General features: G+C 72.9%; 19 protein-coding genes. 8 read left to right on the top strand and 11 right to left on the bottom strand.

Going from position 1 to position 24,551, the window contains the following annotated elements; all coding sequences use genetic code 11:
- Positions 1-19: 19 nt before the first annotated feature.
- The 5 genes from fabG to sbnA form a co-directional block, all read right to left on the bottom strand.
- The gene (gene fabG, locus AB0I06_RS29710) at positions 20-763 is read right to left on the bottom strand and encodes a 3-oxoacyl-ACP reductase FabG (RefSeq protein WP_363121920.1); all 744 of its coding nucleotides are present in this window, start codon (positions 761-763) and stop codon (positions 20-22) included.
- Between the two features lie 48 nt (positions 764-811).
- Positions 812-1,906: a beta-ketoacyl synthase N-terminal-like domain-containing protein gene (locus tag AB0I06_RS29705; protein WP_363121919.1), complete on the bottom strand. Its 1,095-nt coding sequence runs from the start codon at positions 1,904-1,906 to the stop codon at positions 812-814.
- A 37-nt stretch (positions 1,907-1,943) separates the two neighbouring features.
- Positions 1,944-3,200, bottom strand: coding sequence for a beta-ketoacyl-[acyl-carrier-protein] synthase family protein (locus AB0I06_RS29700; RefSeq protein ID WP_363121918.1), 1,257 nt, complete (start codon positions 3,198-3,200; stop codon positions 1,944-1,946).
- Positions 3,197-3,460 carry an acyl carrier protein gene (locus tag AB0I06_RS29695; protein WP_104781157.1) on the bottom strand — a complete coding sequence of 88 codons (264 nt, stop codon included), beginning with the start codon at positions 3,458-3,460 and terminating at the stop codon, positions 3,197-3,199. The genes AB0I06_RS29700 and AB0I06_RS29695 overlap by 4 nt, the downstream gene beginning before the upstream one ends.
- Before the next feature lie 83 nt (positions 3,461-3,543).
- On the bottom strand, positions 3,544-4,590 hold the full coding sequence (gene sbnA, locus AB0I06_RS29690; protein ID WP_363121966.1) for a 2,3-diaminopropionate biosynthesis protein SbnA: 1,047 nt from the start codon (positions 4,588-4,590) through the stop codon (positions 3,544-3,546).
- Positions 4,591-4,875: 285 nt separating this feature from the next.
- On the opposite strand from sbnA, the gene AB0I06_RS29685 reads away from it, so the two are divergent.
- From AB0I06_RS29685 to AB0I06_RS29675, 3 genes are all read left to right on the top strand, one after another.
- Complete coding sequence (locus AB0I06_RS29685; RefSeq protein ID WP_363121917.1) at positions 4,876-6,492, top strand: tryptophan halogenase family protein; 1,617 nt, start codon at positions 4,876-4,878, stop codon at positions 6,490-6,492.
- A 117-nt stretch (positions 6,493-6,609) separates the two neighbouring features.
- Entirely contained in the window at positions 6,610-7,308 is a 699-nt protein-coding gene (locus tag AB0I06_RS29680; protein WP_363121916.1) for a flavin reductase family protein, read from the top strand.
- Complete coding sequence (locus AB0I06_RS29675) at positions 7,295-8,563, top strand: cation:proton antiporter (protein WP_363121915.1); 1,269 nt, start codon at positions 7,295-7,297, stop codon at positions 8,561-8,563. Before AB0I06_RS29680 ends, AB0I06_RS29675 begins: the two co-directional genes overlap by 14 nt.
- Before the next feature lie 214 nt (positions 8,564-8,777).
- Here AB0I06_RS29675 and trpD read toward each other — a convergent pair whose 3' ends face one another.
- From trpD to AB0I06_RS29645, 6 genes are all read right to left on the bottom strand, one after another.
- Positions 8,778-9,857: an anthranilate phosphoribosyltransferase gene (gene trpD, locus AB0I06_RS29670; protein ID WP_363121914.1), complete on the bottom strand. Its 1,080-nt coding sequence runs from the start codon at positions 9,855-9,857 to the stop codon at positions 8,778-8,780.
- A gap of 48 nt (positions 9,858-9,905) precedes the next feature.
- Entirely contained in the window at positions 9,906-10,208 is a 303-nt protein-coding gene (locus tag AB0I06_RS29665) for a hypothetical protein (RefSeq protein ID WP_363121913.1), read from the bottom strand.
- A gap of 258 nt (positions 10,209-10,466) precedes the next feature.
- On the bottom strand, positions 10,467-11,057 hold the full coding sequence (locus AB0I06_RS29660; RefSeq protein ID WP_363121912.1) for an aminodeoxychorismate/anthranilate synthase component II: 591 nt from the start codon (positions 11,055-11,057) through the stop codon (positions 10,467-10,469).
- On the bottom strand, positions 11,054-12,577 hold the full coding sequence (locus AB0I06_RS29655; protein WP_363121911.1) for an anthranilate synthase component I family protein: 1,524 nt from the start codon (positions 12,575-12,577) through the stop codon (positions 11,054-11,056). Before AB0I06_RS29655 ends, AB0I06_RS29660 begins: the two co-directional genes overlap by 4 nt.
- A gap of 36 nt (positions 12,578-12,613) precedes the next feature.
- A complete protein-coding gene (sbnB, locus tag AB0I06_RS29650; RefSeq protein WP_363121910.1) occupies positions 12,614-13,651 on the bottom strand; it encodes a 2,3-diaminopropionate biosynthesis protein SbnB in 1,038 nt (345 codons plus the stop codon).
- 251 nt (positions 13,652-13,902) lie between these two features.
- On the bottom strand, positions 13,903-16,878 hold the full coding sequence (locus AB0I06_RS29645; RefSeq protein WP_363121965.1) for a BTAD domain-containing putative transcriptional regulator: 2,976 nt from the start codon (positions 16,876-16,878) through the stop codon (positions 13,903-13,905).
- 945 nt (positions 16,879-17,823) lie between these two features.
- Here AB0I06_RS29645 and AB0I06_RS29640 point away from each other — a divergent pair.
- The 5 genes from AB0I06_RS29640 (at position 17,824) to AB0I06_RS29620 (ending at position 24,464) form a co-directional block, all read left to right on the top strand.
- The gene (locus AB0I06_RS29640) at positions 17,824-18,549 is read left to right on the top strand and encodes a Crp/Fnr family transcriptional regulator (protein WP_363121909.1); all 726 of its coding nucleotides are present in this window, start codon (positions 17,824-17,826) and stop codon (positions 18,547-18,549) included.
- Between the two features lie 251 nt (positions 18,550-18,800).
- Complete coding sequence (locus AB0I06_RS29635) at positions 18,801-19,847, top strand: hypothetical protein (RefSeq protein WP_363121908.1); 1,047 nt, start codon at positions 18,801-18,803, stop codon at positions 19,845-19,847.
- A complete protein-coding gene (locus tag AB0I06_RS29630; RefSeq protein ID WP_363121907.1) occupies positions 19,844-22,678 on the top strand; it encodes a hypothetical protein in 2,835 nt (944 codons plus the stop codon). The genes AB0I06_RS29635 and AB0I06_RS29630 overlap by 4 nt, the downstream gene beginning before the upstream one ends.
- Positions 22,675-23,946 carry a hypothetical protein gene (locus AB0I06_RS29625; protein WP_363121906.1) on the top strand — a complete coding sequence of 424 codons (1,272 nt, stop codon included), beginning with the start codon at positions 22,675-22,677 and terminating at the stop codon, positions 23,944-23,946. The genes AB0I06_RS29630 and AB0I06_RS29625 overlap by 4 nt, the downstream gene beginning before the upstream one ends.
- The gene (locus AB0I06_RS29620) at positions 23,943-24,464 is read left to right on the top strand and encodes a Pycsar system effector family protein (protein WP_363121905.1); all 522 of its coding nucleotides are present in this window, start codon (positions 23,943-23,945) and stop codon (positions 24,462-24,464) included. Before AB0I06_RS29625 ends, AB0I06_RS29620 begins: the two co-directional genes overlap by 4 nt.
- Positions 24,465-24,551: the final 87 nt, after the last annotated feature.

The raw sequence follows: 24,551 nt of genomic DNA, 5'->3' as shown, positions 1-24,551 counted from the left end.
CCTTGGGCGGATGGGGTTCTCAGACGACCAGTCCGCCGTCGACGGCGAAGACCTGTCCGGTGATGTATGCGGCGCGGTCGCCGGCCAGGAAGGACACCAGTTCCGCGACCTCCTGGGGTTCGCCGAAGCGGCCCAGCGGGATGCGGCGGGTCATCTCCTTGGCGTGCTTCTCGGAGAGGCCGCCGGTCATGTCGGTGCTGATGAAGCCGGGGGCGACGGCGTTGGCGCGGATGCCGGAGCGTCCGGCCTCCTTGGCGAAGGCCGCCGTGAAGCCGATGATCCCGGCCTTGGACGCGGAGTAGTTGGTCTGCGTGGCGTGTCCCGCGGCGGCGACCGAGGAGAGCGTGACGACGGTGCCGCGGCGGCGCTTGAGCATGGGGAAGGCGAGCGTGCGGACGACGTTGTAGGTGCCGTCGAGGTTGGTGCGCAGCACGGCGTCCCAGTCCTCGTCGGCCATCATCGCCAGGTGCTGGTCGCGGACGATCCCGGCCGCGGTGACCACCACGTCCACCGGTCCGAGCAGCTCCTCGGTCTCGGCCGCGAACGCGGCCACGGCGGCCCGGTCCGTGACGTCGACGCGGCGGGCCAGGGTGCGGGCGCCGTGCGCGGCGGCGGACTTGGCGGCGAGCGCGGCCGCCTCCTCGTTCGACTGGTAGCACAGCGCGACGTCATGGCCGTCGCGGGCGAGGGTCTCCACGACGGCCCGCCCGATCCCGCGCGAACCGCCGGTGACCAGGGCGACCGGCCTCGGTGTGTCGGACATGTGACGTGCCTCTTTCCTCGGTGACGGGACGGGGGGCCGCGGGATGTCTCAGGCCAGCCGCAGCAGCAGCGCGCCGACGGTGCCGTCGCGGTCGGCCGCGGTGATCAGGGCGAGCCGGTCCACCAGGCTCGGTTCGCTCTCCGCCTCGGCCAGCGCGGCGGCGAGCTGGAAGGCGGCGGAGGCCGCGCCGGCGTCACCGACCAGGGAACGCACCGGGAGCCGGTTGCCGGTCAGCCCGTCGAGGGCGGACTCCTCCTGCTTGCCGAGCAGGCCGGGCGGGTTGCCGGGCACGATCAGTTCGACGTCGCCGGGGGCGGCGTCCGCGTCGGCCAGCACGTCGGCGACACAGCGTTCCAGCGCCGCTCCGGCCCGGCCCTTGTCCTGGAAGGCGCGGAACCGGGAGCCGAGGACCGAGGCGAGCACGGGCCGGCCTCCCTCGCGGGCGGCCGACGCCTCCTCCAGGAGGAAGAGCGCGGCGCCCTCGCCGAGCGGCTGCGGTTCGGCGCCGTCGTGGTCGGCGACCCGTTCCAGCCGGGCCCGCTGTACGGAGAACTCCTCGGCCGCGCCGGCCAGCAGCGCCGTGCCGTGTCCGCCGCGCAGCAGCCGGGAGGCGTACTGGAGGGCGAGCAGGGCGGTGGTGGCGCCGCCGGAGACGGTGACGTTGGGGCCCTTGAGGGTGTGCCGGATGGCACTGGCACCGGCGGGGCAGTTCATGACGGTGTTGGGGAAGCGGGCCGGGTCGACGAGGTAGGGCTTGTCGCCGGTGAGCGCGTCCCGGGTGAAGTCCATGATCGACTGGACGCTGCCGGAGGTGCCGAGCACCAGGCCGGTGCGCTCGGGGTCGGCGGCGAGCCGGGTGCCGTACTCGTCGAGGAGCATGCCGACCGTGGTGGCCGCGATGCCGGTGACCCGGTCCATGGAACGGGTGCCCTTGCGGCCGAGGACGGCCCTGATGTCGAAGCCGGGGATCAGCCCGGCCTCCGGGTAGGGGACCGGCCAGGTGGCCGCGTCCACCGGCGCGACCGCCCGCAGCCCGGACCTGAGGCCCTCGGTGAAGCCCTGCCTGCCCAGTCCGTAGGGCGAGGACACGGCCCAGCCGGATATCGCCAGCCGGGGCGCGGCGGCGTTCGCCTGGAGCGCCATGCTCGTCAACTCCTCTCACAATCGCGGCTGCCGGCTCTCACGCCGCCTGCTCCCACTTGCCGAGCACCAGGACGGCGTTGTTGCCGCCGAAGGCGAGCCCGTTGTTCTGCACGACCCTCAGCTCCGCCTCGACCGCCTCGTTGGGCACGCAGTCGACCGCGCACTCGGGGTCGGTCGAGCGGTGGTTGATCGTCGGGGGGATGAAGCCGTCCCGCAGTGCCAGCGCGCAGGCCGCGGAGGCGAGGGCGCTGGCGGCGCCCATGGTGTGGCCGATCATCGACTTGATGGAGACCGTGCGCGGCAGGGTGTCGCCGAAGACCTGCCGGATCGCGCCGACCTCGGTGACGTCGTTGGCCCTGGTTCCGGTGCCGTGCGCGGAGATGAAGTCGACGTCCGTCGCCTCGATGCCGGCGTTGTGGTGCGCCGCGGTGATGCAGCGGGCGATGGAGTCCCGGTCGGGGGCGACCGGGTGGCTGGCGTCGCAGGACAGTCCGTAGCCGAGCACCTCGGCGTAGATCCGGGCACCGCGGGCGAGCGCGGACTCCAGCGACTCCATCAGCAGGATCCCGGAGCCCTCGCCGGTCAGGATGCCCTGCCGGTCGGCGTCGAAGGGGCGGCACACGTCGGGCGCGATGGTGCCGAGCCGGTAGAAGCCGGTGAAGGTCTTGCGGCACAGCGCGTCCGCGCCGCCGCACAGCGCCATCTCGACGTCTCCGGAGCTGATGGCGTCGTAGCCGTAGCCGACCGCGTAGTTGCCGGCCGCGCAGGCGGTGGGCACCGTGACGGTCTCCACGTCCTCCAGGCCGAGTTCGCGGACGATGCCGGCCGACAGCCTGCCGGGCCACACCCGGCGGGCCGCCACCTCGTCGAGGGCGTCGTCGCCCTCGGCGACCTGGAGCGCGGTGAGGTGGTCGAGGTCGCGGGACTCGCCGTCGGTGGTGCCGACGGAGACCAGCGAGCGCACGTCGCGCACCTGCTGTGCGGTCAGTCCCGCGTCGGCGACCGCCATCCGGCTCGCGGCGACCGCGAACTGCGCGGCCCGGCCCAGGTCGTCCGGGGACTGGGCGGTCAGCCAGGCCGCCGGGTCGAAGTCGGTGATCTCGCAGGCGTTGGAGTACGCGAAGCCGGTGGTGTCGAAGGCACCGATCGGTTTCGCGCCGCTGCGGCCGGCCCGCAGGCCGGCGGCGAAGGCGTCGACACCGGTACCGATGCTCGTCACCACACCGAGGCCGGTGACGACCACCCGGTGCCGCGCGCCGCGCCCGCCGCGCCCCGGCGTCGCGACCCCGCTCACTTGACCTGCGCCTCGGCGACCACGGCGTAGACGCCGGCGAGGTTGACCATCCGGCTGAGCTCGGACTGCGTCAGGGCGATGCCGAAGGTCCGCTCCAGGGAGGAGAGGATCTCGATGGTGCGCAGCGAGTCGGCGTCGTGCTCCTCCTTGAACAGGCTGACGTCGGTGACCTCGTCGAGTTCCAGCTCGAGGATGTCGCAGACGATGTCCTTGATCTCCGCCTTCTGCCCGTCGTCCAGGGCCGGGAGCTGAGTGGTCATGGGATGCCTCCGTGCATCGGTGTGCGGCCACGCGGGCCTCGGGTGGTGGTGTTCGGGGATGCGTTTCATGGTGGCGGGGCCCGCTATCGGTGCCCTATATCCGCCAACTCCTGTGGGTCAGAGACGAGTTGAGGCGGCAGGTCGGTGTCCTGCGTGAGCTCGGCGACCTCGCCGAAGTGCCGGCGCACCCAGGCGTCGTCGTAGATCGTGTCGAGGTAGCGGTCTCCGCCGTCGGGCAGGATCAGCACGACGTTGGAACCGGGTTCCAGGCTCGGTGCGATGCGGTCCAGCGCGGAGACCACGGCTCCCGAGGAGCCGCCCGCGAGGATCGCCTCGCGCCGTACGAGCCGGCGGCAGCCCCGCACGCAGTCCAGGTCGGTGACGTGGACGACGTGGTCGGCGTCCGAGGGCCGCAGCAGCTTGGGCCGGATCGACGCGCCGTGGCCCGGCACCAGCCGGGTGCAGCCGGTGCTCCGGCCGAACAGCACGCTGCCGACGGCGTCCACCGCGTGCACGGTCGTCGTCAGGCCGCTCTGCCTGATGTACTCGGCGCAGCCGCCCAGGGTGCCTCCGGTGCCGGCCGCCAGGATCAGGTGGTCGACCTTGCCGTCCAGCGCCTCGGCGATCTCGCGCATCGTGGTCAGGTGCGCCTGCCGGTTGAGCGGGTTGGCGTACTGGTCGGGCCAGTACGAGTCGGGTGTCGAGGCCAGCAGTTCGGCCACCCTGCGCAGCCGCATGGGCAGCAGCTCCCCGGTGACCGGGTCCGGGTCGGTGACGACCTCGACCCGGGCGCCGTAGGCACGCAGGATCGCGAGGTTCTGCTGGGTGGTGCGCGCGTCGACCACGCAGATGAAGCGCAGTCCGAAGTACGCACAGATCTGGGCGAGTCCGATCGCGAGATTTCCGGAACTGGACTCGATCACGGTGGACCGACCGGGCACGAGTTCCCCGGAGCGGATCCGGTTCAGCACCATCGAGAGCGCCGACCGGTCCTTGACGCTGCCGCCGGGGTTGAACCGCTCTGCCTTGGCGAACAGCCGTACCGGTAAGTCCGGTGCGAGCCGTTCCAGCTCGATGAGCGGAGTGTTCCCCACCACGGCGAGGATTCCCCGGAGTTCCGCAAGCGGCATGCCGGGAAGTCCGCCCGGTCCCTGGGCAACGGCCTTCCCGTCTTCGTACGGCATCTGATGCAGCCATCCTCTGCTGGGAGTTGCGGGCGGTTTTCGACGCCTACCGAGAATCGTCGAGCCGCCTATACCTCACCCATACGAACCTGCTCAAGCGGCAATTCCGGCCACCTATAGATGCCGCATAGCGAGTCAGCCGATTCTGGCGTGTAAATCCACTCGACAGTGTGAAAAGGCGCTGCACACAGCGACGCACGGACGCACCCGACCGGAGAAATGAGCCTTCCTATGACCGACATCGGTACGAACGACACCGACTCGCGCATCCGCAAAGTCGTCATCCTCGGCGGTGGCACGGCCGGCTGGATGACCGCCGCCTATCTCGGCAAGGCGCTCCAGGGCACCGTCGACATCCAGGTGCTGGAGGCCCCGGCCATTCCCCGGATCGGCGTGGGCGAGGCCACCGTGCCGAATCTGCACCGCGTGCTCTTCGACTACCTCGGCATACCCGAGGAGGAGTGGATGCGCGAGTGCAACGCCAGCTTCAAGATGGCCGTGCGCTTCGTCAACTGGCGCACTCCGGGCCGCGGCGAGCCCGGGGCGCGCGCCCTGGACAACGGCCGGCCGGACCACTTCTACCACCCGTTCGGCATCCTGCCCGACCACGACAACACACCGCTGTCGCACTACTGGTACAAGAACAGACACGAGGGCCGCACCGACGAGCCGTTCGACTACGCCTGCTTCCGCGAGCCGCCGGTGATGGACGCCAACAAGTCGCCGAAGTGGCTCGACGGCACCGAGTCCACCCGGTACGCCTGGCACTTCGACGCCGCCCTGGTCGCCGACTTCCTGCGCCGCTTCGCCACCGACAAGCAGGGCGTGGAGCACATCCAGGACGAGATGGTGCGGGTCGAGCAGGACGAGCGCGGCTACGTCACGGCCCTGCACACCAAGTCCGGCCGGGTGCTCGACGCCGACCTGTTCGTCGACTGCTCGGGCTTCCGCGGACTGCTGATCAACAAGGCGCTGGGCGAGCCGTTCGTCGACATGAGCGACCACCTGATGTGCGACAGCGCGGTGGCCACGGCCGTGCCGCACGACGACGAGGCGAACGGGGTCGAGCCGTACACCTCCGCCATCGCGATGTCCTCCGGCTGGGCCTGGAAGATTCCGATGCTGGGCCGTTTCGGATCCGGTTACGTCTATTCCAGCAAATTCACCTCGCAGGACGAGGCGACCGCCGAGTTCTGCGAGATGTGGGGGCTCGACCCCGCGGAGACGCAGTTCAACCACGTGCGTTTCCGGGTCGGCCGCAACCGCCGTGCCTGGGTCAACAACGTGGTGAGCATCGGACTCTCCTCGTGCTTCCTCGAGCCGCTGGAGTCGACCGGCATCTACTTCATCACCGCCGCGATCTACCAGCTCGCCAAGCACTTCCCCGACCGCACCTTCAACCCGGCCCTGGTGGACAGCTTCAACCAGGAGATCGAGGTGATGTTCGACGACACCCGTGACTTCATCCAGGCGCATTTCTACTACGCACCGCGCGACGACTCGCCGTTCTGGCGGGCCCAGAAGGAACTGAAGCTGCCTGAGAACATCCAGCGGAAGATCGAGGCGTACAAGGCGGGGCTTCCGGTCAATTCGCCGATCGCCGACGAGTCCACGTACTACGGGAACTTCGAGGCGGAGTTCCGCAACTTCTGGACCAACGGCAGCTATTACTGCATCTTCGCCGGCCTCGGCCTGGAGCCGGACACGCCGCTGCCCGCGCTCGCCCACAAGCCGGAGTCCGTCGCGGGCGCCCAGCCGCTGTTCGACAAGGTCAAGCAGGAGCAGCAGCACCTGCTGGACACGCTGCCCAGCGCCTACGACTACCTGCGCCGCCTGCACGGCAAGTAGTCCCCGGCCGCTTCGGCCATGGATCAGCCCGGCGGCGCTGAACCCCCGCAGTCCGCCGGGCGGACCCGCACCGTCCTCAATCCGGACCCGATCCTGCTTCCGACAGGAGCCGACCACATGACTGGTACAGCTGAGACGACCACGACCACCCCCACGAACTCTCCGGACGCTTCGGCCCCTTCGAACCTTCCGGCGGCATCGGCCGCCGCGCCGGACTCCACCGACATACGCCCCCTGATGGCGTCCTTCCCCTCCGGGGTGAGCGTGGTGACCGCGCTCGGCGCCGACTCCGCCCCGCGCGGCATGACATGCAGTTCACTGGCGAGTGTGGCGCTGGACCCGGCCACCCTGGTGGTCTGCCTGCGCACCGCCGGCCCGACCCTGCGCGCCGCCCTGGACAGCGGGCACTTCGCCCTGAACCTGCTGCACGAGGAGGCGCGGGCCGTCTCCGACCTGTTCGCCTCCGGCAGCACCGACCGGTTCGCGCACGCCGAGTGGCGGCTCCCGCTGGGTGCCGCGGGGCCGCACCTGACGGAGGCCGCGCTCGCCGTCGCGGACTGCGCGGTGGTGCACGCCGTGGAGGTCGGCGACCACACGGCCGTCTTCGGCCGGGTCACCCGCGTCACCCAGACCGACGGCAAGTCACCGCTGCTCTACGGCAGACGCCGCTACGCCCGCTGGTCGGCGGCCGCGTCGGCCCCGGCGCCGGAGGCCGGGCCCGCGCCGGCCCGCGCCCTGCCCGCACCCGCACCCGCACCCGCACCCACACTCGCGATTCCCTCGCCCCTGGAAGGAGAAGCCCGTGTCGGCTCCTGACCCGCTGCCCGGCCTGCTCGTCGCCGTACCCGTGGTGATCGCCGTGTGCGGTGTCGGCGCGGTGCTCTTCCGCCGGATCGGGCAGCCCCCGGTCATCGGCGAGATCACCCTCGGCATCCTGCTCGGACCGTCGCTGCTCGGCTGGATCTCCCCCGCCGCCCAGCACTGGCTGTTCCCGGCGGAGATCCTCCCGCACCTGCTGGTGCTGGGCCATCTCGGCCTGCTCGCCTTCATGTTCCTGGTCGGCCTGGAGCTGGACCTGTCGGCCCTGCGCGGCCACAGCCGTACAGCGGTCACCGTCTCCTACGTCGGCATCGCGCTGCCCTTGATGCTGGGCGCGCTGCTGGCGCTCGGGATGTACGGCCCGTTCGCTCCGGCCGGGGTGGGCCGGCTGCCGTTCGTCCTGTTCGTCGCCGTCGCCATGAGCATCACCGCGTTCCCGGTGCTGGCCCGGATCCTCACCGACCGCGGCCTCTACACCACTCCCCTCGGGTCGCTGGCGATGGCCTGCGCGGCGGTGGACGACGTCAGCGCGTGGTGCCTGCTGGCGCTGGTCGCGGCGGTCAGCACCAGCGGTTCGATGGAGCAGGCGGCCGTCACCGCCGCCTGGTCACTGGTCTTCGTGGCCTGCATGATGTACCTGGTCCGGCCGCTGCTGGCCCGGCTGACCCGGCAGGCCGGCAAGGCCGCGGAGAGCTCGGTCCTGGTGTTCGTCTTCGCCGGCCTGTGCGTGGCGGCCTTCGTCACGGACGGCATCGGCATCCACGCCTTGTTCGGCGCGTTCCTCTTCGGCGTGGTCATGCCGCGCGGTTCCCGGGCGGTCGAGCTGTCCGCCGCCCGGCTGCGGGCGTTCGCCGTCCCGGTGCTGCTGCCGCTGTTCTTCGTCAGCACCGGCCTGCGCACCGATGTCTCACTGCTCACCGGTGACGCCGCCCAGTGGCTGTGGGCCGGCGCGGTCCTGGCGGTGGCCCTGCTCGGCAAGTTCGGCGGCACCACGGCGGCGGCACGGCTGTCGGGCCAGTCCTGGCGGGACGCGATGTCGGTCGGCGCGCTGATGAACTGCCGCGGCCTGACCGAGCTCGTCGTCCTCAACCTCGGCCTGGAACTGGGCGTCATCGGCCCGGACCTGTTCACCATCCTGGTGCTGATGGCCCTGATCACCACCGCCATGACCTCCCCCGCCCTCACCTGGTTCCTCCGCACGCCGGCCCCGGAACCGCCCGTCCCCGCCCCCCGGCCGGTCACCGCCGCGTGACGCGGCCCGTCGCAGGCGCATCCGCCCGGCACACCGCTGCGGCCCGGCCGCGTGCGGGTGCCCCCGGACCCGTGCCCCGGCCCCCGCGGCACGCCGGTCACACCCCGCGGTCCCATGGCCCGCCCGGACTCCGCGCCCCGCCCGCGCCCCATGCCCCCGGTCTCCGCCCTGACGGCGGGAACCGGGGGCGTCGCGGTCGTCGGGAAGCCCATCGTCAGGCCGCCGGTGCCAGGGCGTGGGTGCCGCTGGCCACGGCCCAGCGTTCGAGGGTGGAACGGGCCGCGCCCGAGTCGATCGCCTCGGCGGCCCGGCCGACGGCCGGGGCGAGGCGTTCGGTCACCGTCCGTCCGCCGGCCGGCTCCAGCGCGGCCAGGGCGGCGGCGGCCGAGAGCAGGACGGCGTCCCGCACCGGCCCCCGTTCACCGTCGAGGATCCGTCGCGCCACGTCCGCGTTGTATCCGGCGTCCGCCCCGCGCAGCGCCTCGACCGGGACGTACCCGAAGCCGAGGGTCCGCGGGTCGAACGACTCCTGGCGGACCGTGCCGCCTTCCACCGTGAGGACGGTGGAGGTGGTGGTGACGGTCAGTTCGTCCAGCCCGTCGTCGCCGCGGAACACCAGCGCGTCGACCCCCCGGCGCGCCAGCACCCCGGCGACGAGCGGCAGCAGCCGTGCGTCGGCGACGCCGACCGCCTGGGCCGCGGGCGCCGCCGGGTTGGTCAGCGGTCCGAGGGCGTTGAAGACGGTGGGGATGCCGAGCGCGCGCCGGGCGACCGCCGCGTGCCGCATCGCGGGATGGAAGTCGGGGGCGAAGCAGAACGTGATCCCGACCTCCTCCGCCAGTGCCGCCACCTGTCCCGGCGGCAGCCGCAGGCTCACCCCGAGCTTTTCGAGTACGTCGGCCGAGCCCGAGGCGGAACTGGAGGCGCGGTTGCCGTGTTTGACGACGCGCGCCCCCGCGCCCGCCGCCACGACCGCGGACATCGTGGAGATGTTGACGGTCTTCGCCCCGTCCCCTCCGGTGCCCACCACATCGACGGTCCTCCCCGGCACGTCGATGCGTACTGCGTGCGCCATCATCCCCCGCACCAGCCCCTCCAGTTCGCCGGTCGTCTCCCCCTTGGCGCGCAGCGCCACCAGGAAGCCGGCGATCAGGGCGTCGGAGGCGTTGCCCCGCATCACCTGGTCCATCACCCACGCGGTGTCCGGCTCGGACAGGTCGCGACCGTTCAGGACGGAGCCGAGCAGCTCGGGCCAGGACCGTTGCGGTCCACCCGGTGCGGTCCTTGCGTTCACTCCGGTTCTCCTTCAGTCATCCGGTCCCGGACCAGTGCCTCGCGGGCGTCAGCTCCAGGGATCCACATCGGCGTCGGCGGTCGCGCTGCTCCACGGGTCCACGTCGCCACCGGCGGTCACGTTGCTCCACGGGTCCACGTCGCCACCGGCGGTCGCGTTGCTCCACGGGTCCACATCGCCACCGGCCCCGGGGTTGCTCCACGGGTCCACGTTCTCGGTGACGGCCACCGCGCTGTGGGGAGCCGCGTGCGCCTCGCCGGCCACCGCCACGCTGGTGAAGAGGGCGCCGGCCGTGAAGGCGGCGGCGACAAGAGCGTGAATCCCGGACTTCTTGATCTGTGTGAGCTGCATTTCCGTCTCCCCGTTATTTGTATTCCTGGCTTCGGTCCGGCCCGTTCCGTCCCGACACCGAGAAAATTACGGAGCTACGGCTTCAGTCGATTATCGGAGGCGCTTCCGCGATCTCCGCTGGAACAATAACGGCGATATACTCGCAGGTCACAACGGGTTAAAGGGAAATTCGGACGCATAGATTCCAGGGGTTGTGCGGGGGTTGCGGGGGCCCTCCCCACAGCCCGCACGGGCCCTGCGCCGGGAGATATACATTCCTCAGGAGACGGGCGCGACGGCCCGTTCGGGAATCCGCAGGAAATTCTCCAGCAGCCGCATTCCTCCCACCGTGGTGATGGACTCGGGATGGAACTGCACCCCTTCCACCGCCAGCGCGCGGTGCCGCAGACCCATGACATAGCCGTCGTCGGCGGCCCGCGCCGTCACGGTCAGCTCCCGCGGCAGCGGCTCCTCGACGACGAGCGAGTGGTACCGGGTGGCGGTCACCTCGCCGCCGAGGCCGGTGAAGACCCCGGCGCCGTCGTGCGTGACGGGGCTGGTCTTGCCGTGCTTGAGCCGGGCGGCGACGGCGATCCGTGCCCCGTAGGCGAGGGCGATCGCCTGGTGGCCGAGGCAGATGCCGAGCAGCGGCACCCGCCCGGCGAAGGTGTGCACCAGCTCCACGTGCCCGGAGTCGGCCGGGTGCCCCGGCCCGGGCCCCAGCACCACCGCCTGCGCGCCCCGGGCCGCGAGCTGCGCCGGGGTGCGGGTGCCCGACCGCACCACGTCGGTCTCGGCGCCCAGCGTGCGCAGGTACTGGTCGATGATGTGGGTGAAGCTGTCGTAGGCGTCGACGAGCAGGACCTTCACGGCAGCAGCTCCTCACCGGTCAGCGCCCAGTAGGCGGCGCCCATCTTGTGCAGCGTCTCGTGCCACTCGGCGAGCGGATCGGAGTCCGCCACGATGCCGGCGCAGCTCTGGGTGGAGTACGCCGTCCCGTCGTGGGTGATGGTGCGGATGCACAGGGCGAGCCGGGACCAGCCGCGCACGTCGACCAGGCCGACCGCGCCCGCGTACATCCGCCGCGGGGCGCTCTCCAGCTCCTCGATGATCTCCATGGCCCGGATCTTCGGGGCGCCGGTGACCGTGCCGGCCGGGAAGGTGGCGCGCAGCACCGACCAGGTGTCCTCACCGGGCGCGAGGACGCCCTCGACGGTGGAGACCAGGTGGAAGACGTGCGAGTACGTCTCCACGGTCATCAGCCGCTGCACGTCCAGCGTGCCCGGTGTGCTGACCCGGCCGATGTCGTTGCGGCACAGGTCGACCAGCATGACGTGCTCGGCACGTTCCTTCTCGCTGGCCTTCAGTGCCTCGATGCGCGGTCCGTCGACCGCCGGGTCACCGCTGCGCGCGGTGGTGCCGGCGATGGGCCGCATGACGATCCGGTCGCCCTCGGTGCGGAACAGCACCTCGGGGCTGGCGCCGATGAGCGTGGAGCCGTCGCGCGGGACGAGGTACATGTACGGCGAGGGATTGCGGTGCCGCAGCCGCCGGTAGACCTCCAGTGGCGTCAGCTCGGTGTCCACGTCGATGCGGTGACCGATCTGGATCTGGTAGATGTCCCCGACGCCGATGTGGGCCAGGCAGCGTTCCACCTGGGCCAGGAACGTCCGCTCGTCGGTGCTGTCCCGGACCGTGCGCGGGGCGGGCGCCGCGGGCAGCGGGGCGGGTTCGGGCGCGGGCGGGCGCAGTGCGGCGGCGACGCCGGCGACGAGGCCGGGGACCGCGGCGGGCGGGAAGTCGGGGCAGCGGGCGGTGAGCAGCCGGGCGGTGCCCGCGTCGAGGTCGTAGCGCACGACCTCGCGGAAGAGGGTCAGGACGAGGTCGGGACCGCCGTCGGCGGTGCGCTCGGGCAGCCGTTCCATGTGCCAGGCGGCGCCGTAGCCGACGGTGGCCAGGAAGCCGAAGGCGTATCCGTCCGCGGGCGCCGAGGTCTCCACGGTGAACGTCCGCTGGGCGGCCCGCAGCAGTTCCCACACCTGGTCGGCGTCGGCCAGGGCGCGGGCGCCGTCCGGCAGTTCGGCCAGGCCCAGGTCGGCGGCGGCGGCGCGCAGTGCCTCGGCGACGGCGGGTGCCCCGTCGACGGTGACGCGGTCGGCGTGCACCTGGAGTTCGGCGAGCCGGCCGTGGCCGACGACGGCGCCGTTGCCGTCCTCCTCGGGGGCGGCGAGGCTCTCCAGCAGGAACACCTCGTCGCCGGCCCGGGCGCGCAGGGCCGTGTACAGGTCCAGCGGGTCGTGCGGGGGCAGGGCGGTCTCGTCGACGTGGACGGTGAGTGACCGGCGTGGCGCGCCGGCCGCTCGGGGCGGTGAGTCGAGCAGTGTGGTCACAGGTGTACCCCATCCTCGAAGGGTGGCGGGCGATGGTCAGCCGTAGCGGCGCAGCTCGTGGAAGAAGTCCTCCTCCACGGCGAGTTCACCGGAGTCGAGCAGCCGGTCGTAGACGTGTTTGCCGACGGCGAGGTCGAGGACGCCGAGTCCGAACGGCGAGAAGAACACGGGCCGGCCGGCGGGCACGCCGACCGCGCCGGTCAGCACGTCGTAGAGGGTGCCGTCGATGAACTCCCGTCCGCCGCTGAGCCGTTCGGCCAGGTGCGGGGAGGTGTCGGCCTTCAGGCAGTGCTCGACGTCGTCGACGAAGTTGGCGCCGGAGAGGATCACCTCGGGCGCCAGGTCGCGCAGCGACACGTGCAGCACCAGCGGGTGGTGGCCGAACCAGCCGGGGTCGGTGACGTGCGGGGTGCCGGCGACGGTGGCGAAGACGACGAGGTCGCTGCCGCGGACGAGGTCCTCGGCCGACCCGTGCACGGTGACCCGGCCCCCGGCCCCGGAGCGCTCGAGGTGTCCGGCGAACCCAGCGGCGTGTTCCGCCGACAGGTCGTGCACGCCGATCTCGTCGAACTCCCAGCCGGTGCCCGCCAGATACTGGTGGATGTACCGGGCGATGAGACCGGTGCCGAAGAAGCCGACGCGGCGCGGCCGGTCCCCGCGGGCCCTGGTGAGGGTCTCGGCGGCCAGCGCGGCCGAGGCGGCCGTACGAGCCGCGCTGATGATCGAACTCTCCAGGCAGGCCAGCGGATAGCCGGTGCGCGGGTCGTTGAGGATGAGCACGGCGGAGGCGCGCGGGAGGCCCGCCGCCACGTTCTCGGGGAAGCTGGAGATCCATTTCAGGCCGTCCACGCCGATGCCGCCGCCGATCGACGCGGGGAGCGCGATGATGCGGGAGGCCGGCCGGTCGGGAAAGCGCAGGAAGTAGGACGGCGGATTGACGGTGTCACCGGCACCGTGGACGCGGTACGCCGTTTCGATCAGACGCACCACCTCCTGGTGCCGGTCCGCCAGGACCCGGTGGACCTGGGCGCCGGAGATCACGGCGAAGGTGGGCGCCTTGGCGACAGGCGGCATCGTGTACTCCACGTTTCGGCTGACAGTGGTACCGGCCGAACGTAGGCAGCCCGCTTATCGGTGGGGTATCGGTCGTCTACAACGGCACTTGGGGGCCCGGCCTCCCCGGCCCTCCTCGCCCCGCCGCCCGGCGTCGGCCTTCCTCGGCGCTCCCCGCCCCGCCGCCGCGGCGTCAGCCTTCCTCGGCACCCCGCCCCCTGTCGGCCCCGGCTACCGCCCGTTCCTGCGGCCCGCCCCGCCGCCGCCCGGCGTCAGCCTTCCCCGGCCTCCAGCCGGGCCAGCGCGCGTTCGGCCTGCGCGCGCCACTGCGGGGCGTCGGCGCGGACGAAGACGTCGTGGGCGGCGGTCAGCCGTTCCCGCGCCGCGTCGTGGCGGCCCAGGCGGCGCAGCGTGTCGCCGAGGGCGAGGTTGATCCGGCCGTCGACGAGGGGGGCGTCGATGTGTTCGACGATCTCCAGCGCCTCGGTCAGCGTGGTCGCGGCGGCCTCCACCTCGTCCGCGCCCAGGCGGCTCTCCCCGAGTCCCAGCAGGGCGTAGGCGAGCCCCACCCGGTCGGACTTGTCGGTGACCAGCGCCACCACCTGCTGAAACGCTTTTTCCGCCAGGTCGAAATCCGACCGGGCCAGATGGACCCGGCCCAGCCGGTGCAGGGTCTGGGCGGCGCCGCGCCGGCTGCCGCCGCCGATCGACTCCATGAGCTGGACCGCTTCCAGACTCAGCTTCATCGCCGGTTCGGTGGCGCCGCGGTCCAGTTCGATCTGCGCCATGTTGTCGAGCGTGTGCGCTTCGGAGGAGGTGTCGCCGACCCGGCGCAGGATGTCCCGAGCGGTCCGCAGCCGCTCCATGGCGACGTCCAGGTTGCCTCGGAACCGGTCCAGGATCGACAGGTTGCGCAGGTTCAGCGCCTGCCCGTGCTCCTCGCCGGCCTGCTCGAACAGCTCCAGCGCCTCGCTGTAGCGGGCGTGCGCCTCCTCCAGCCGGCGGTAGGACTGGGCGACGCCGCCGAGCTGGTGGAGCATGGCGGCCTGCCCGCGCAGGTTGCCCGTCCTGCGGGCCGCGGCCAGCGCCGCCTCGGAGCAGATCCGCCAGTCGTCGAGGTAGTGCCGGGTCTCGAAGAGCACCGCCGCCGAGACCGTGAGGTCCCAGGCGAGGTCGGCCATGTCCAGGGCGGCCGTCTGCTCGACCGCTGCGACCAGCGACAGGCGTTCCGCCTCCAGCCACTCCAGCGGCGAGTCGAGGAGTTCGTCGAGGTGGACGGGGTCGACCGGCCTGCGCGCCGCGTCGCTGTGCACGACGCTGAAATGGCCGCCGTACTCCCGCCGGTGGGCCTCCTCCGCGATGGTCAGCCAGGTGCGGAAAGCGCGCTCGCGGGCGGCGCGCTGGGCGTCCGGCGGCTCCTCGGCGTAGGCCCGCTCGCGGGCGTACAGGCGCATCAGGTTCTGAAGCCGGTAGCGCAGCCGTCCGGTCGCGTCGACGCCGACGACCTCCAGGAACTGGGCGTCGACGAGGTCCTCCATGATCCGCTCGGCGTCCAGCACGTCGATGTCGAGCAGGGCGCCGCCGACCCATGCCGCGAAGTCCGGCACGTCGAGCAGGCCGAGGCGCCGGTAGAGCAGCGCCGCGTCCGCGGGCAGATAGCGGTACGACAGCGCGAAGCTGGCCCGCACCCGGGAGGCGCCCTGGCTCAGCTCGTCGAGCCGGCGTGCCTCGTCGTTGAGCCGGGTCACCAGGTGCCGTACGGTCCAGTGCGGTTTGGAGGCGAGCCGGGCGGCGGCGATGCGCAGGGCCAGCGGCAGCCGGTCGCACAGCTCGGCCAGCCGTACGGTGTCGGCGCGGGCGGAGGCGATGCGTTCGGTGCCGACGATCCGGCCGAGCAGTTCCACGGCCTCCGGCTCGGGCAGCACGCCGAGGTGCACCCGGGCTTCCTGCGGCCAGGTGACCAGTTCCTCCAGCTGGTCCCGGCTGGTGACCAGCACGGCGCAGCGCCCGCTGCCGGGCAGCAGGGTGCGCAGCTGCGCGTAGGAGCGGACGTTGTCCAGGACGACGAGCACCTGCCGCTCGGCGAGCACGCTGCGGTACAGCGCGACGAGCGCCTCCGTCTCCGGCGGTATCTGGTCGCTGGGCACACCCAGCGAGCGCAGGAAACGGCTGATGACGTCGGCGGCGACGGTCGGCTCGTGCTCCTCGTCGTAGCCGCGCAGGTCGGCGAAGAGCCGTCCGTCGGGGAAGTGGGCGGCGGCCCGGTGGGCCCAGCGGACCGCGAGGCCGGTCTTGCCGACGCCCGCGATGCCGGTGATCAGCCCGAAGGCGGGCCCCTGCTGCCGGTCCCGGTCGGCCACCAGCAGGTCCAGCACCGCCAGTTCGGGCTCGCGGCCGGTGAAGCCGGGCACGTCCGGGGGGAGTTCGGAAGGGACGATGACGGTGTCGGAGCGCAGGGCGTCGGCGGCGACGACCGGCGGCGCGGGGGCGAGGGAGGGGTCGTCGCGCAGGATCGCGTCGTGCAGGTCCTGGAGGTCGGGGCCCGGCTCCATGCCGAGTTCCTCGATGAACTGGGCGCGCGCCTCCCGGAAGGTGCCCATCGCCTCGGCCCGCCGTCCGGACCGGTACTGCGCGAGCATCAGATGGTGCCGGGTGCGCTCGCGCAGCGGATGCTCCCGTACGACGGCCGCCAACTCCGGTACGAGATCCTGGTGGCTGCCGAGTTCCAGCAGGACGGCGGTGGCGTCGTCGTAGGCGTTGAGACGGTGTCCTTCGAGCCGGGCGGCCTCGTCCTCCACCATCGGGCTCGCGATACCGGCGAAGGCGGGGCCCGTCCACAGGGCGAGGGCATGCGCGTAGCTGTCGGCCGCGTCGGCGTGCCGGCCCTGCTCCACGGCCGTCTCGGCGTCCTTGACCAGCCGGGCGAAGTCCACCGAGTCGACCGCGTGCCCCTCGGATCTGAGGACGTATCCGGGGTGGGTGGTGACGATGATGTCCTCGGTGACGCCCTCGGCCTTGAAGGCCTTGCGCAGGGCGGCGATCACGATCGCGATCTGGGTGCGGGCGGTGGCGGGCGGGCCGCTGTTCCAGACACCGTCGACGAGGGCGTCGACCGGCACGATCCGGCCAGGGTTGAGCAGCAGCAGAGCCAGGACCGTTCGCTGGCGCGCACCGCCGACGGTGAGCGCACGGCCGTTCGCCGTCACCGACAGGGGCCCCAGGATCTTGAAACCGAGCCGCTCGCCCACGGATGTTCCCCCCCAGAACTTCACCTACCGTCCTCACCGGAGCGCCTGGACGACAATACCTGAGCGGCCGGGCCGGTTCGCTGGTGTTTTCCAGCCGTCCCTGAGGTCAGGGGCTTCGACGGCGCGGAATTGGGTAATCCTCTTTCCTTTTCGCGGATTGCGCGAGGGATCAGCTGTGCGAATTCGCACCGAGTAATCCGGGGCGGAATACGGCTTCCGGGAATTAGTTGGCTCATACATCGGATAACCGCGAAACTCCCCGGTACCTGTAGTGGCCGGATCACACCCCGGGATCCGGCCGCCCCGCCCGCACGGATGGCCGATTCGCGATCGCACAGGCGATCCGATCAAGCCATACCGGCCGACCACCCCGCTCGGCGTGCCCACCGGCCCCCGGGGAGCAGCCGGAAAACGACGGCACCCGGGGCCGGATCGACGACGCCCGCCGCCTCGCAGGAGGACACGGAACCGGCTGCCTGACCGAAAACGATCAGGCCCGGGAGGCGTGAACGGCTACTCGGAGCCCGCTCGAAGCCCGTGTCCCCCGCTCCTCGCGGGGCGACCGGAGCCGGGACCGCAGACCGGTCACCCCGGGACCGCAGACCGGTCGCCCCGGGACCGCAGACCGGTCGCCCCGGGGCCGCGGGGCGCCGGCCGACGCCGGCCCGGCCCCGCTCGGCCCTCTCCCCCGCACGCTGCTCGCGCCGAAGCCGACGGCCGTGTCCAGGAGATACGCGGCGGGGTCGACGCGGCGGGTGCGTCGAACGTCCCGTCCCCTGCGGGCGCCCGGGTGCCGTGGACCCTTTCGTCCGACGTACATCGGCGGTGTCCGCAGGGACGGTTCTTCCGAGCGGGGGCGCGGGTACAGTGGCAGGCCCCATTCGCTTCATTCCTTCTCATGGCCCTCGGCCGGACCTTCCGGCCTCTGCCGGAAGGTCCGGATACATGGCCCTGGTGGTGCAGGACCGCACGTTCCTCGACGTCCTCAGCGCCGAAGCGCGGAAGGATCTGTTCCGGATCAGTGTCGAGCGGACGTTCCGGGCGGATGAGCATCTCCTGCGGGAGCAGGACGACAGCAGCCATGTGCTGGTGCTGCTGGCGGGGTGGGCCGTGGTGTCCACGGCGACCGACCGGTCCTCGGCCCGGCTGATCCTGGCGCTGCGCCGACGCGGCGAACTCGTCGGCGAGATGGCCGCGTTGGGCGGCATCCCACGCAGCGCCTCCGTCACCGCGCTGGGCCCGGTACGTACCTTGGTGGTGCCCGGCGCCCGGTTCCGCGCGTTCGCCGGGCGCGACCCGGAGGTGTCGGCGCTGCTCATGGCACAGCTCGTCTCCCGGCTGCGCACCTCCGACGAGGAGCGGCGCACACTCGCCTCCCTGACCGTCATTCAGCGGGTGGCCGGGCGACTGCTGGAACTCGGAGAACTCCAGCGGGCGGCCTCCGGTCAGGCGGGCATGCGGGACGCGGACGAATTCCCGGTGCTGGCGCAGTTCGCGCAGCACGATCTCGCGGACGCCGTCGGCGCCACCCGTGAGGCCGTCGCCAAGTCGCTGCGGCTGCTGCGGGCCGCCGGTGTGGTCCGGACCCGGCCGCGCCGCGTCGAGCTGATCGACCACGACGCGCTGCGGCTGCTGGCGGCCGGCGGGAACATCGGGTTTCCGGCTCCCTGACCGGCTTTCGTACGACCACCAGCCCCAATCCCTCCAGTGGGCACCCCCTGCCCACACCCCTTGGAACACGCATCTGTCAAGGGGTGGGTGAGGTTGTGTTGAAGTGCCAGGCGCGAAACGGCACAGCGTGAGAGGCGCGCGTTTTCGGCGCGCGATCCATGTGCCGCCACCGGATGTGTAAACGACCACATCGCGAGCCGGCGTGAGCCGCCATGCTGACGGTCGGTCACTGCACGACAGGGGGTGGGCAGATGGCTGACGGAGCCGTCTACAAGACTTTGATGAGCGTGGACACCCGGGGATCGGGCAGCTACCTCGACGGCGCGAAGCGACGGATGCGCGGACGGATCTACGACCTGGCCCACGCGTCCTTCGCGGCGGCGGGCGTGGCGAAGTCCATGCTGCACCTGGAGGACCGGGGGGACGGGTTCATCGCCGCCGTGGACGCGCGTATCCCGCCGGTCCGGCTGCTCGGCACCTGGCTGGCGGAGATGCACCAGCGTCAGCGGGTGGGGAACGAAGACCTGGCACGCCGGCTCGGCCTGCGGGTCGGACTGCACGTGGGTCCGGTGGAACACGACGAGGAGGGTCTGTCGGGCCATGCGATGGACCTGGTCTGCCGGCTGGCGGACTCATCGGTGACGCGGACGGTGCTGGAGTACTCGGGGCGCGATCTGGTCCTCGTGGTCTCCGACTCGCTGCACCACGAAGTGGTCCGGCACGGTGGCCGGTTCGTGGAGCCCTCCGCGTACCGATCGGCCCGGGTCGCGCTGAAGGAGGGCCCGGTCACCGCGTGGTTCCACGTGCCGGGCGAGGCCCGGCCCCGGGTGCCGGACGACGAAGGGTTCGACACGCTTCCCGTGGACGCGCCGTCGGGGGAGAACGGGGGTGGCGCGTCCACGGGAGCCCGGGCGGAGGGCCGCTCACCGGGGAGGGAACCGGGGCACACCGCCCCGGCCCCGGCCGGCATGCCCACCTCCGACACGGATCATCGGGCGCTCCGGGCTGAGGCGTGGCCGGTGGACACCGGTGGGGGTGCCCACTGGGACATCAAGGTGGAAGGCGGCCCCAGCGTCGTCCAGGACCGCGCGACCTTCCAGGCACCGGTCCACTTCGGGGGCGGCGCGGGCGCGGCCCAGGAGGACTGGCCGACCGGCGGCGGCGCCAGGGCGCGCGGAGACCGCGGGGCGCAGGGCGACGCCACGCCCGACGGTGGCCGGCGAGCCACCGGCCGCGACGCCCCCGACAGCGCCCGGCGCGCGGGGGACGACAACGACCGCACCGGGGAGTCAGATTGAGTGGCGACGGCGAGAACGGGAGTGCCGAGGGCGCCGGAGCCGGTGATGCCTGGGGCGCGTCCCCAGGACCGGACCGGTGGCAGGCCGGGGACGAACCGGCGTGGCAGGAGGACGAGCGGCGGCCCGGCCGGGGTTCCGGCGGGGACGCCGACGGGGAGGCGGGGCCGGACGGCGACCGGGACCGGGCGGACGATGCGGAGCACGCGGAGCGCCAGGACCGCCAGGACCGCCAGGACCGCCAGGAGGAGCGTTTCCGGGAGGCGACCCGGGACCCGCTGGCCGACTCGGGGATGCCCGGCGAGGCACGCGCGGCGGCCCGGGTCCAGCGGGCCGCGCAGGCCCGGTTCGACATCCGGGGCAACAGCAGCGTCTTCGACCGGACCAGCTTCGACCGCGCGCACTTCGGCGATGTGTACGTCGGCGCCCGGGACACGGCGGCGCCGGTCTTCGGGGACGTGCCCGAGGACGAGTTGGACCGGCTGCGCCAGGTCTACCGGGCCCCGGCGGGCTACCCCACGCTGAAGCGGGTACTGCGCGGGCGCCGGGTGCTGGTGCTGGGCGGCCCGCCCGGCACGGGCCGCCTCACCACCGGGCTCTGCCTGCTGGACGAGGTCACCACCGCCGTACGCGACACGGCGTCCGGCGCGGCGAAGCCCGTACCCGGGGCGGCGGAGCCCGAGGGCCGGACGGGCACCGCAGTCCTCACCCGGGGCCGGGTCACCCGGCTCGCCCCGTCCGACCTGGGGCTGCTCTCCGCAGACCCGGACGCGGTGGCGGACGGTGTGCTGGACGGCGGTGGTCTGTTGGTTCAGCTCCCCGAGCATGCGGGGGGCTTCTGCGCACCACAGGAGCTGCACCTGGACGCGCTCGCCGCGCGGCTCGCCGCGAAGGGGTCGTACGCGGTGCTGGTCGTCTCCCCCTCCTCGCCGGCCGGGCATCTGCTGGGAGGACGCTACGGGCTGGCGTGCCCGCCGGCGCCCGCCGGGGAACTCCTGGAGTGGCAGCTCGTAAGACACCTGGCCGACTGCCCGGACCCGGACGCGCTGGGCCGGGGTGAACAGATCCTCAAGCACCCGCTGTTCCTGGACGCGCTCGGCATCCTCCCGGAGGCGCTGCGGCCGTCCGAGACCGAGCTGGTCGCGGAACGGGTGGCCCGGCATGTGCGGGGCGAGCTGCGCCGGGACGAACTCCTGGACGCGTGCGGCCAGGTCGCGCGCCGGCAGGCTCGCGAATGGTTCACCGGGGCGGCCGACGCGCTGCCCGCGGCGCCCGAGCCCGCTCGGGCCAGGACGGACGGGCCGGTGGACACCACCGCCTCACGGGTACGGGAGGCCTCGTTCCGGATCGCGCTCGCGGTGCTGGACGGGGAGGCGGTCAGCTCGGTGGCCGACGCCGCCGAACTTCTCGCCCAGCAGATCCTCGCCGTACGGATGCCCGGTCGGGCGCACGGGCGGCCGGTGTTCGCGGAGGACTGGGAGGGGCTGCTCGCCGCCTGCCGGGCCGAGGTGCGCACCGGCGAGGAGGAGTCGGTGGGCGGGGTGCCCGTGCCGGTCCGCACGGTCGCCTACCGGGGCACGGCGCTGGCCGGCTCGGTGCTGGCGGAGGTCTGGCACCGGCATCACGCTGCCCGCGGTCCGGTGACACGCTGGCTGCGTGACCTGGCGGGCGACCCCCGGCCGCAGGTGTGGGTGCGCGCCGCCGTGGTGGCGGGCGAACTCGCCACCGCCGACCTCGGGTACGGCTTCTCGGAACTGATCCGGCCGCTGTCGGTGGCCAAGGACACCCGGCGCCGCTTCTTCGCCGCGACCGCGCTGGCCCAGGCCGCCGGCCGCGAGCCGTACCGGTCGGCGGTGCGGGGCGTGGTCGAGGACTGGGCGGGCGCCCCGGTGGCGGCGCTGCGCTGGACGGCGGCGCTGGCCCTCGGCTCCGGCCGGATCGTGGACGACACCCGGCAGGCCATGGAGCTGCTGTGCGGCATCGGCGGCCGGGACGAGGGCGCCCAGGCGCTCGTCGCCTCGTACGGCGCGGCCCGGCTGGTGGCCGGCAGCCGGGCCGGGGAGGCGGCCACCGTGCTGCGCGATTGGTCCGAGCACGGCTCCGCCGAGCAGGTGAACCTGGCGATGCTCTGTGCCGTACGGCTGTTCTGCGCGCGGACCGACGACATGTGGCAGGCGGAGGAGAGCGACGCCCCCGGAGCGCCTCCCGCAGACGCCGCCACGTCCGTCCCCGCATCCGTCAACCGGGTGTGGGGGCCGGGCGGGGTGCGGCTCGCGGGCGGGATGCCGGGGCAGCCGGGCGGCACGGGGCAGCACGCCCGGACCGGGCAGGACGAACGACCGCCGGTGCCGCGCGCGTCCGTCGCCGTGACCGACGCGGAGCTGGCCCGGCGGGCGCACTGGCCGCTCGCGCTCGCGGTGGCCGTGGCGGTGGAGAGCGCGGCCGAGCCGCTGGCGGACCTGCTGTGGCGGTCGCTGGCGAACCGGCTGTCTCACGAGAGCGCGACGGAGGGTCTGGCGACCTGGCTGCGGGCGGCCGAGGCGGACGCCGTGGTGCCCGGACGGGCGGGCCGCGCCTATGTGTTCGAGCAGGAGGCCGCAACGGAGCCGGCCGACGGCACGGCCCGCCGAAGCGGGGAGATCCTCCAGGCGCTGCTGTGGCTGCTGCCCCGGATGACCCGCAGCCGTCGGGACGCCGAACGGCTGCGCTGGCTGCTGAGGGTGATGGCGGACGCGCCGCAGGAACCGATGACCGCCGCCTTCGCCCGCCATGTGGTGGCCGCGATGGCGGCGACGGGACGCGGCCAGGGCGGCCGGGGGGAGGAGCAGAGGTGACGGCGGGACAAGAAGAGGAACTGGTGATCCCGGAGAACCTCGCCGGACCGTTCCTGCGCGAACGGATCGTGCAAGGGCGGGGGTTCAAGCACTGGGGCGCGCAGGTGGCCTCCGTGCTCTACTACCAGGACGGTGGGCACAGTGTGATCACCGCGCGGGGCGCCGACCACCGCGACCGGCTCAGCCGGTGGTCCCGGCCGACCAGTGTCTGCGAGGTCGCCTGCGGGCGGCACACGACCTCGTTCGCGCTGAAGCTGCCCGCGTACGGCTCGGCGACCTTCTTCGAGACCCGGGTCAACCTGCGCTGGGAGGTCATCGACTACCGACTGGTGGTGGAGAAGCGCCTGTTCAGCGTCGAGGACGACCTCGGGCCCGAGATCGTGGACCGGCTCCAGGGCGTCACCACCGGGTACTCCGTGGACCAGGCGCACGAGGCCAACAAGGCCGTACGGCTGGACATCGAGGCGGGCCGTTGGGCCGACCTCGGGCAGGAGGTGGGACTGCGCACCAAGGTGTTCGTCGAGGTGGGCACCGACCGTACGCAGATCGGCTTCGTCAGCCAGACCCGCATCGATGAGGCGGAGGCCCAGCGGGTGACCGCCCGCTTCCGGGGGTTCGCGGCGATCGCGCACGGCACCGACGCGGAGAAGTACGCCTATCTGATGGCGTCCGGCAACACCGAGGAGGTCAGCCGGCTGGTCAAGATGATGATGGAGAGCCAGGCCGAGGAGCAGCGCGCCAACCGCGAGTTCCTGGTCCGGATGGCGCACGAGGGGCGGGTGAACACCCCCGAACTGGACGCCTACATCCGCCGGATGGTGCTTCCCGGCCAGGCGGCGGACCAGCCTGCGCTCCCGGCGCTCGAACCCCGTGCCGCGCTCCCGCCCGCGCCCGTCACCCCGGCCGCCGCGGCCGGAGCGGCCCGGCAGGACTGGCCGGACACCGCGGCGCGCAGGGACACGGACGCGTACGACGCCCCGGAGCGCGGGACGGCGCGGACCGCCGGGGCGCCGCGCCAGGAGGAGGACGACTGGTGGGGCGAGCCGCAGGAGACCGTCGAGTACGAGACCGGTCCGTCGGCGGCGCGGGACGGCTACGGCAGGCCCGCGCACATCGACGAGCACGGCCACGGGCACACCTACGGCGGATCCTCCTCCCCCGGTGCCGGGCGCGCGGCGTCCGGGGCCGGGTCCCGTCACCGGGTCGACGAAGAGGACGACGACATCTGGGGCGGCCCGTCGGACGGGGACCCGGGCGGCCGACGGTGACGGCCGCACAGGGCGCGCCGGCGTCCGCCGTCGGGGAGACGCGGTTCGTCGCCGAGCGGCTGCTGGCCACGGTCCGTGAGGACACCGGGCGGGCGGACGTCAAGGCGTCGGTGCTGCTGTCGGTGTCCCTGGGTGTGCCGCCCCTGGTGGTCGGGGTGGGGCAGCCCCCGCCGGACCGGCCCTCCGTGGTGTGGCTGGTGCTGGTCGGGGCGGGGCTGCTGATGTGGCTGGCGGGGTCCGTGTCACTCGTTCGGGCGGTGTTGCCGCACGGCGGAACTGAGCGGGTGGGGCCCGGCATCACCTTCTTCGCCGATGTCGTCGCGGTGCACACGGCGGCCGGGGCGGGCGGCGTGGCCGAGGCGGTGGGCAGAGCGGGCGAGGACGTCACGGCCTGGCTGCTGACCCAGGCCGTGGACCACAGCCACATCCTCATGCGGAAGTACCGGTGCATCCGCTGGGGAGCGGTCTGGCTGGTACCGGGGGCTCTGTCGGCGACGGCCGGGCTGCTGCTCGGCTGACCCCGCGCGCCCAAAGCGCGGACGGCGGCCCCGGTTGCCGGCACCCGGGGCGCACGCGGGCCCGCATCGGCTTCGCATGCCCGACAT

The sequence above is a fragment of the Streptomyces sp. NPDC050674 genome, assembly GCF_040654575.1.
In the GTDB taxonomy this organism is placed as follows: Bacteria; Actinomycetota; Actinomycetes; order Streptomycetales; family Streptomycetaceae; genus Streptomyces.
This window is presented reverse-complemented; position numbering and strand designations above follow the sequence as displayed.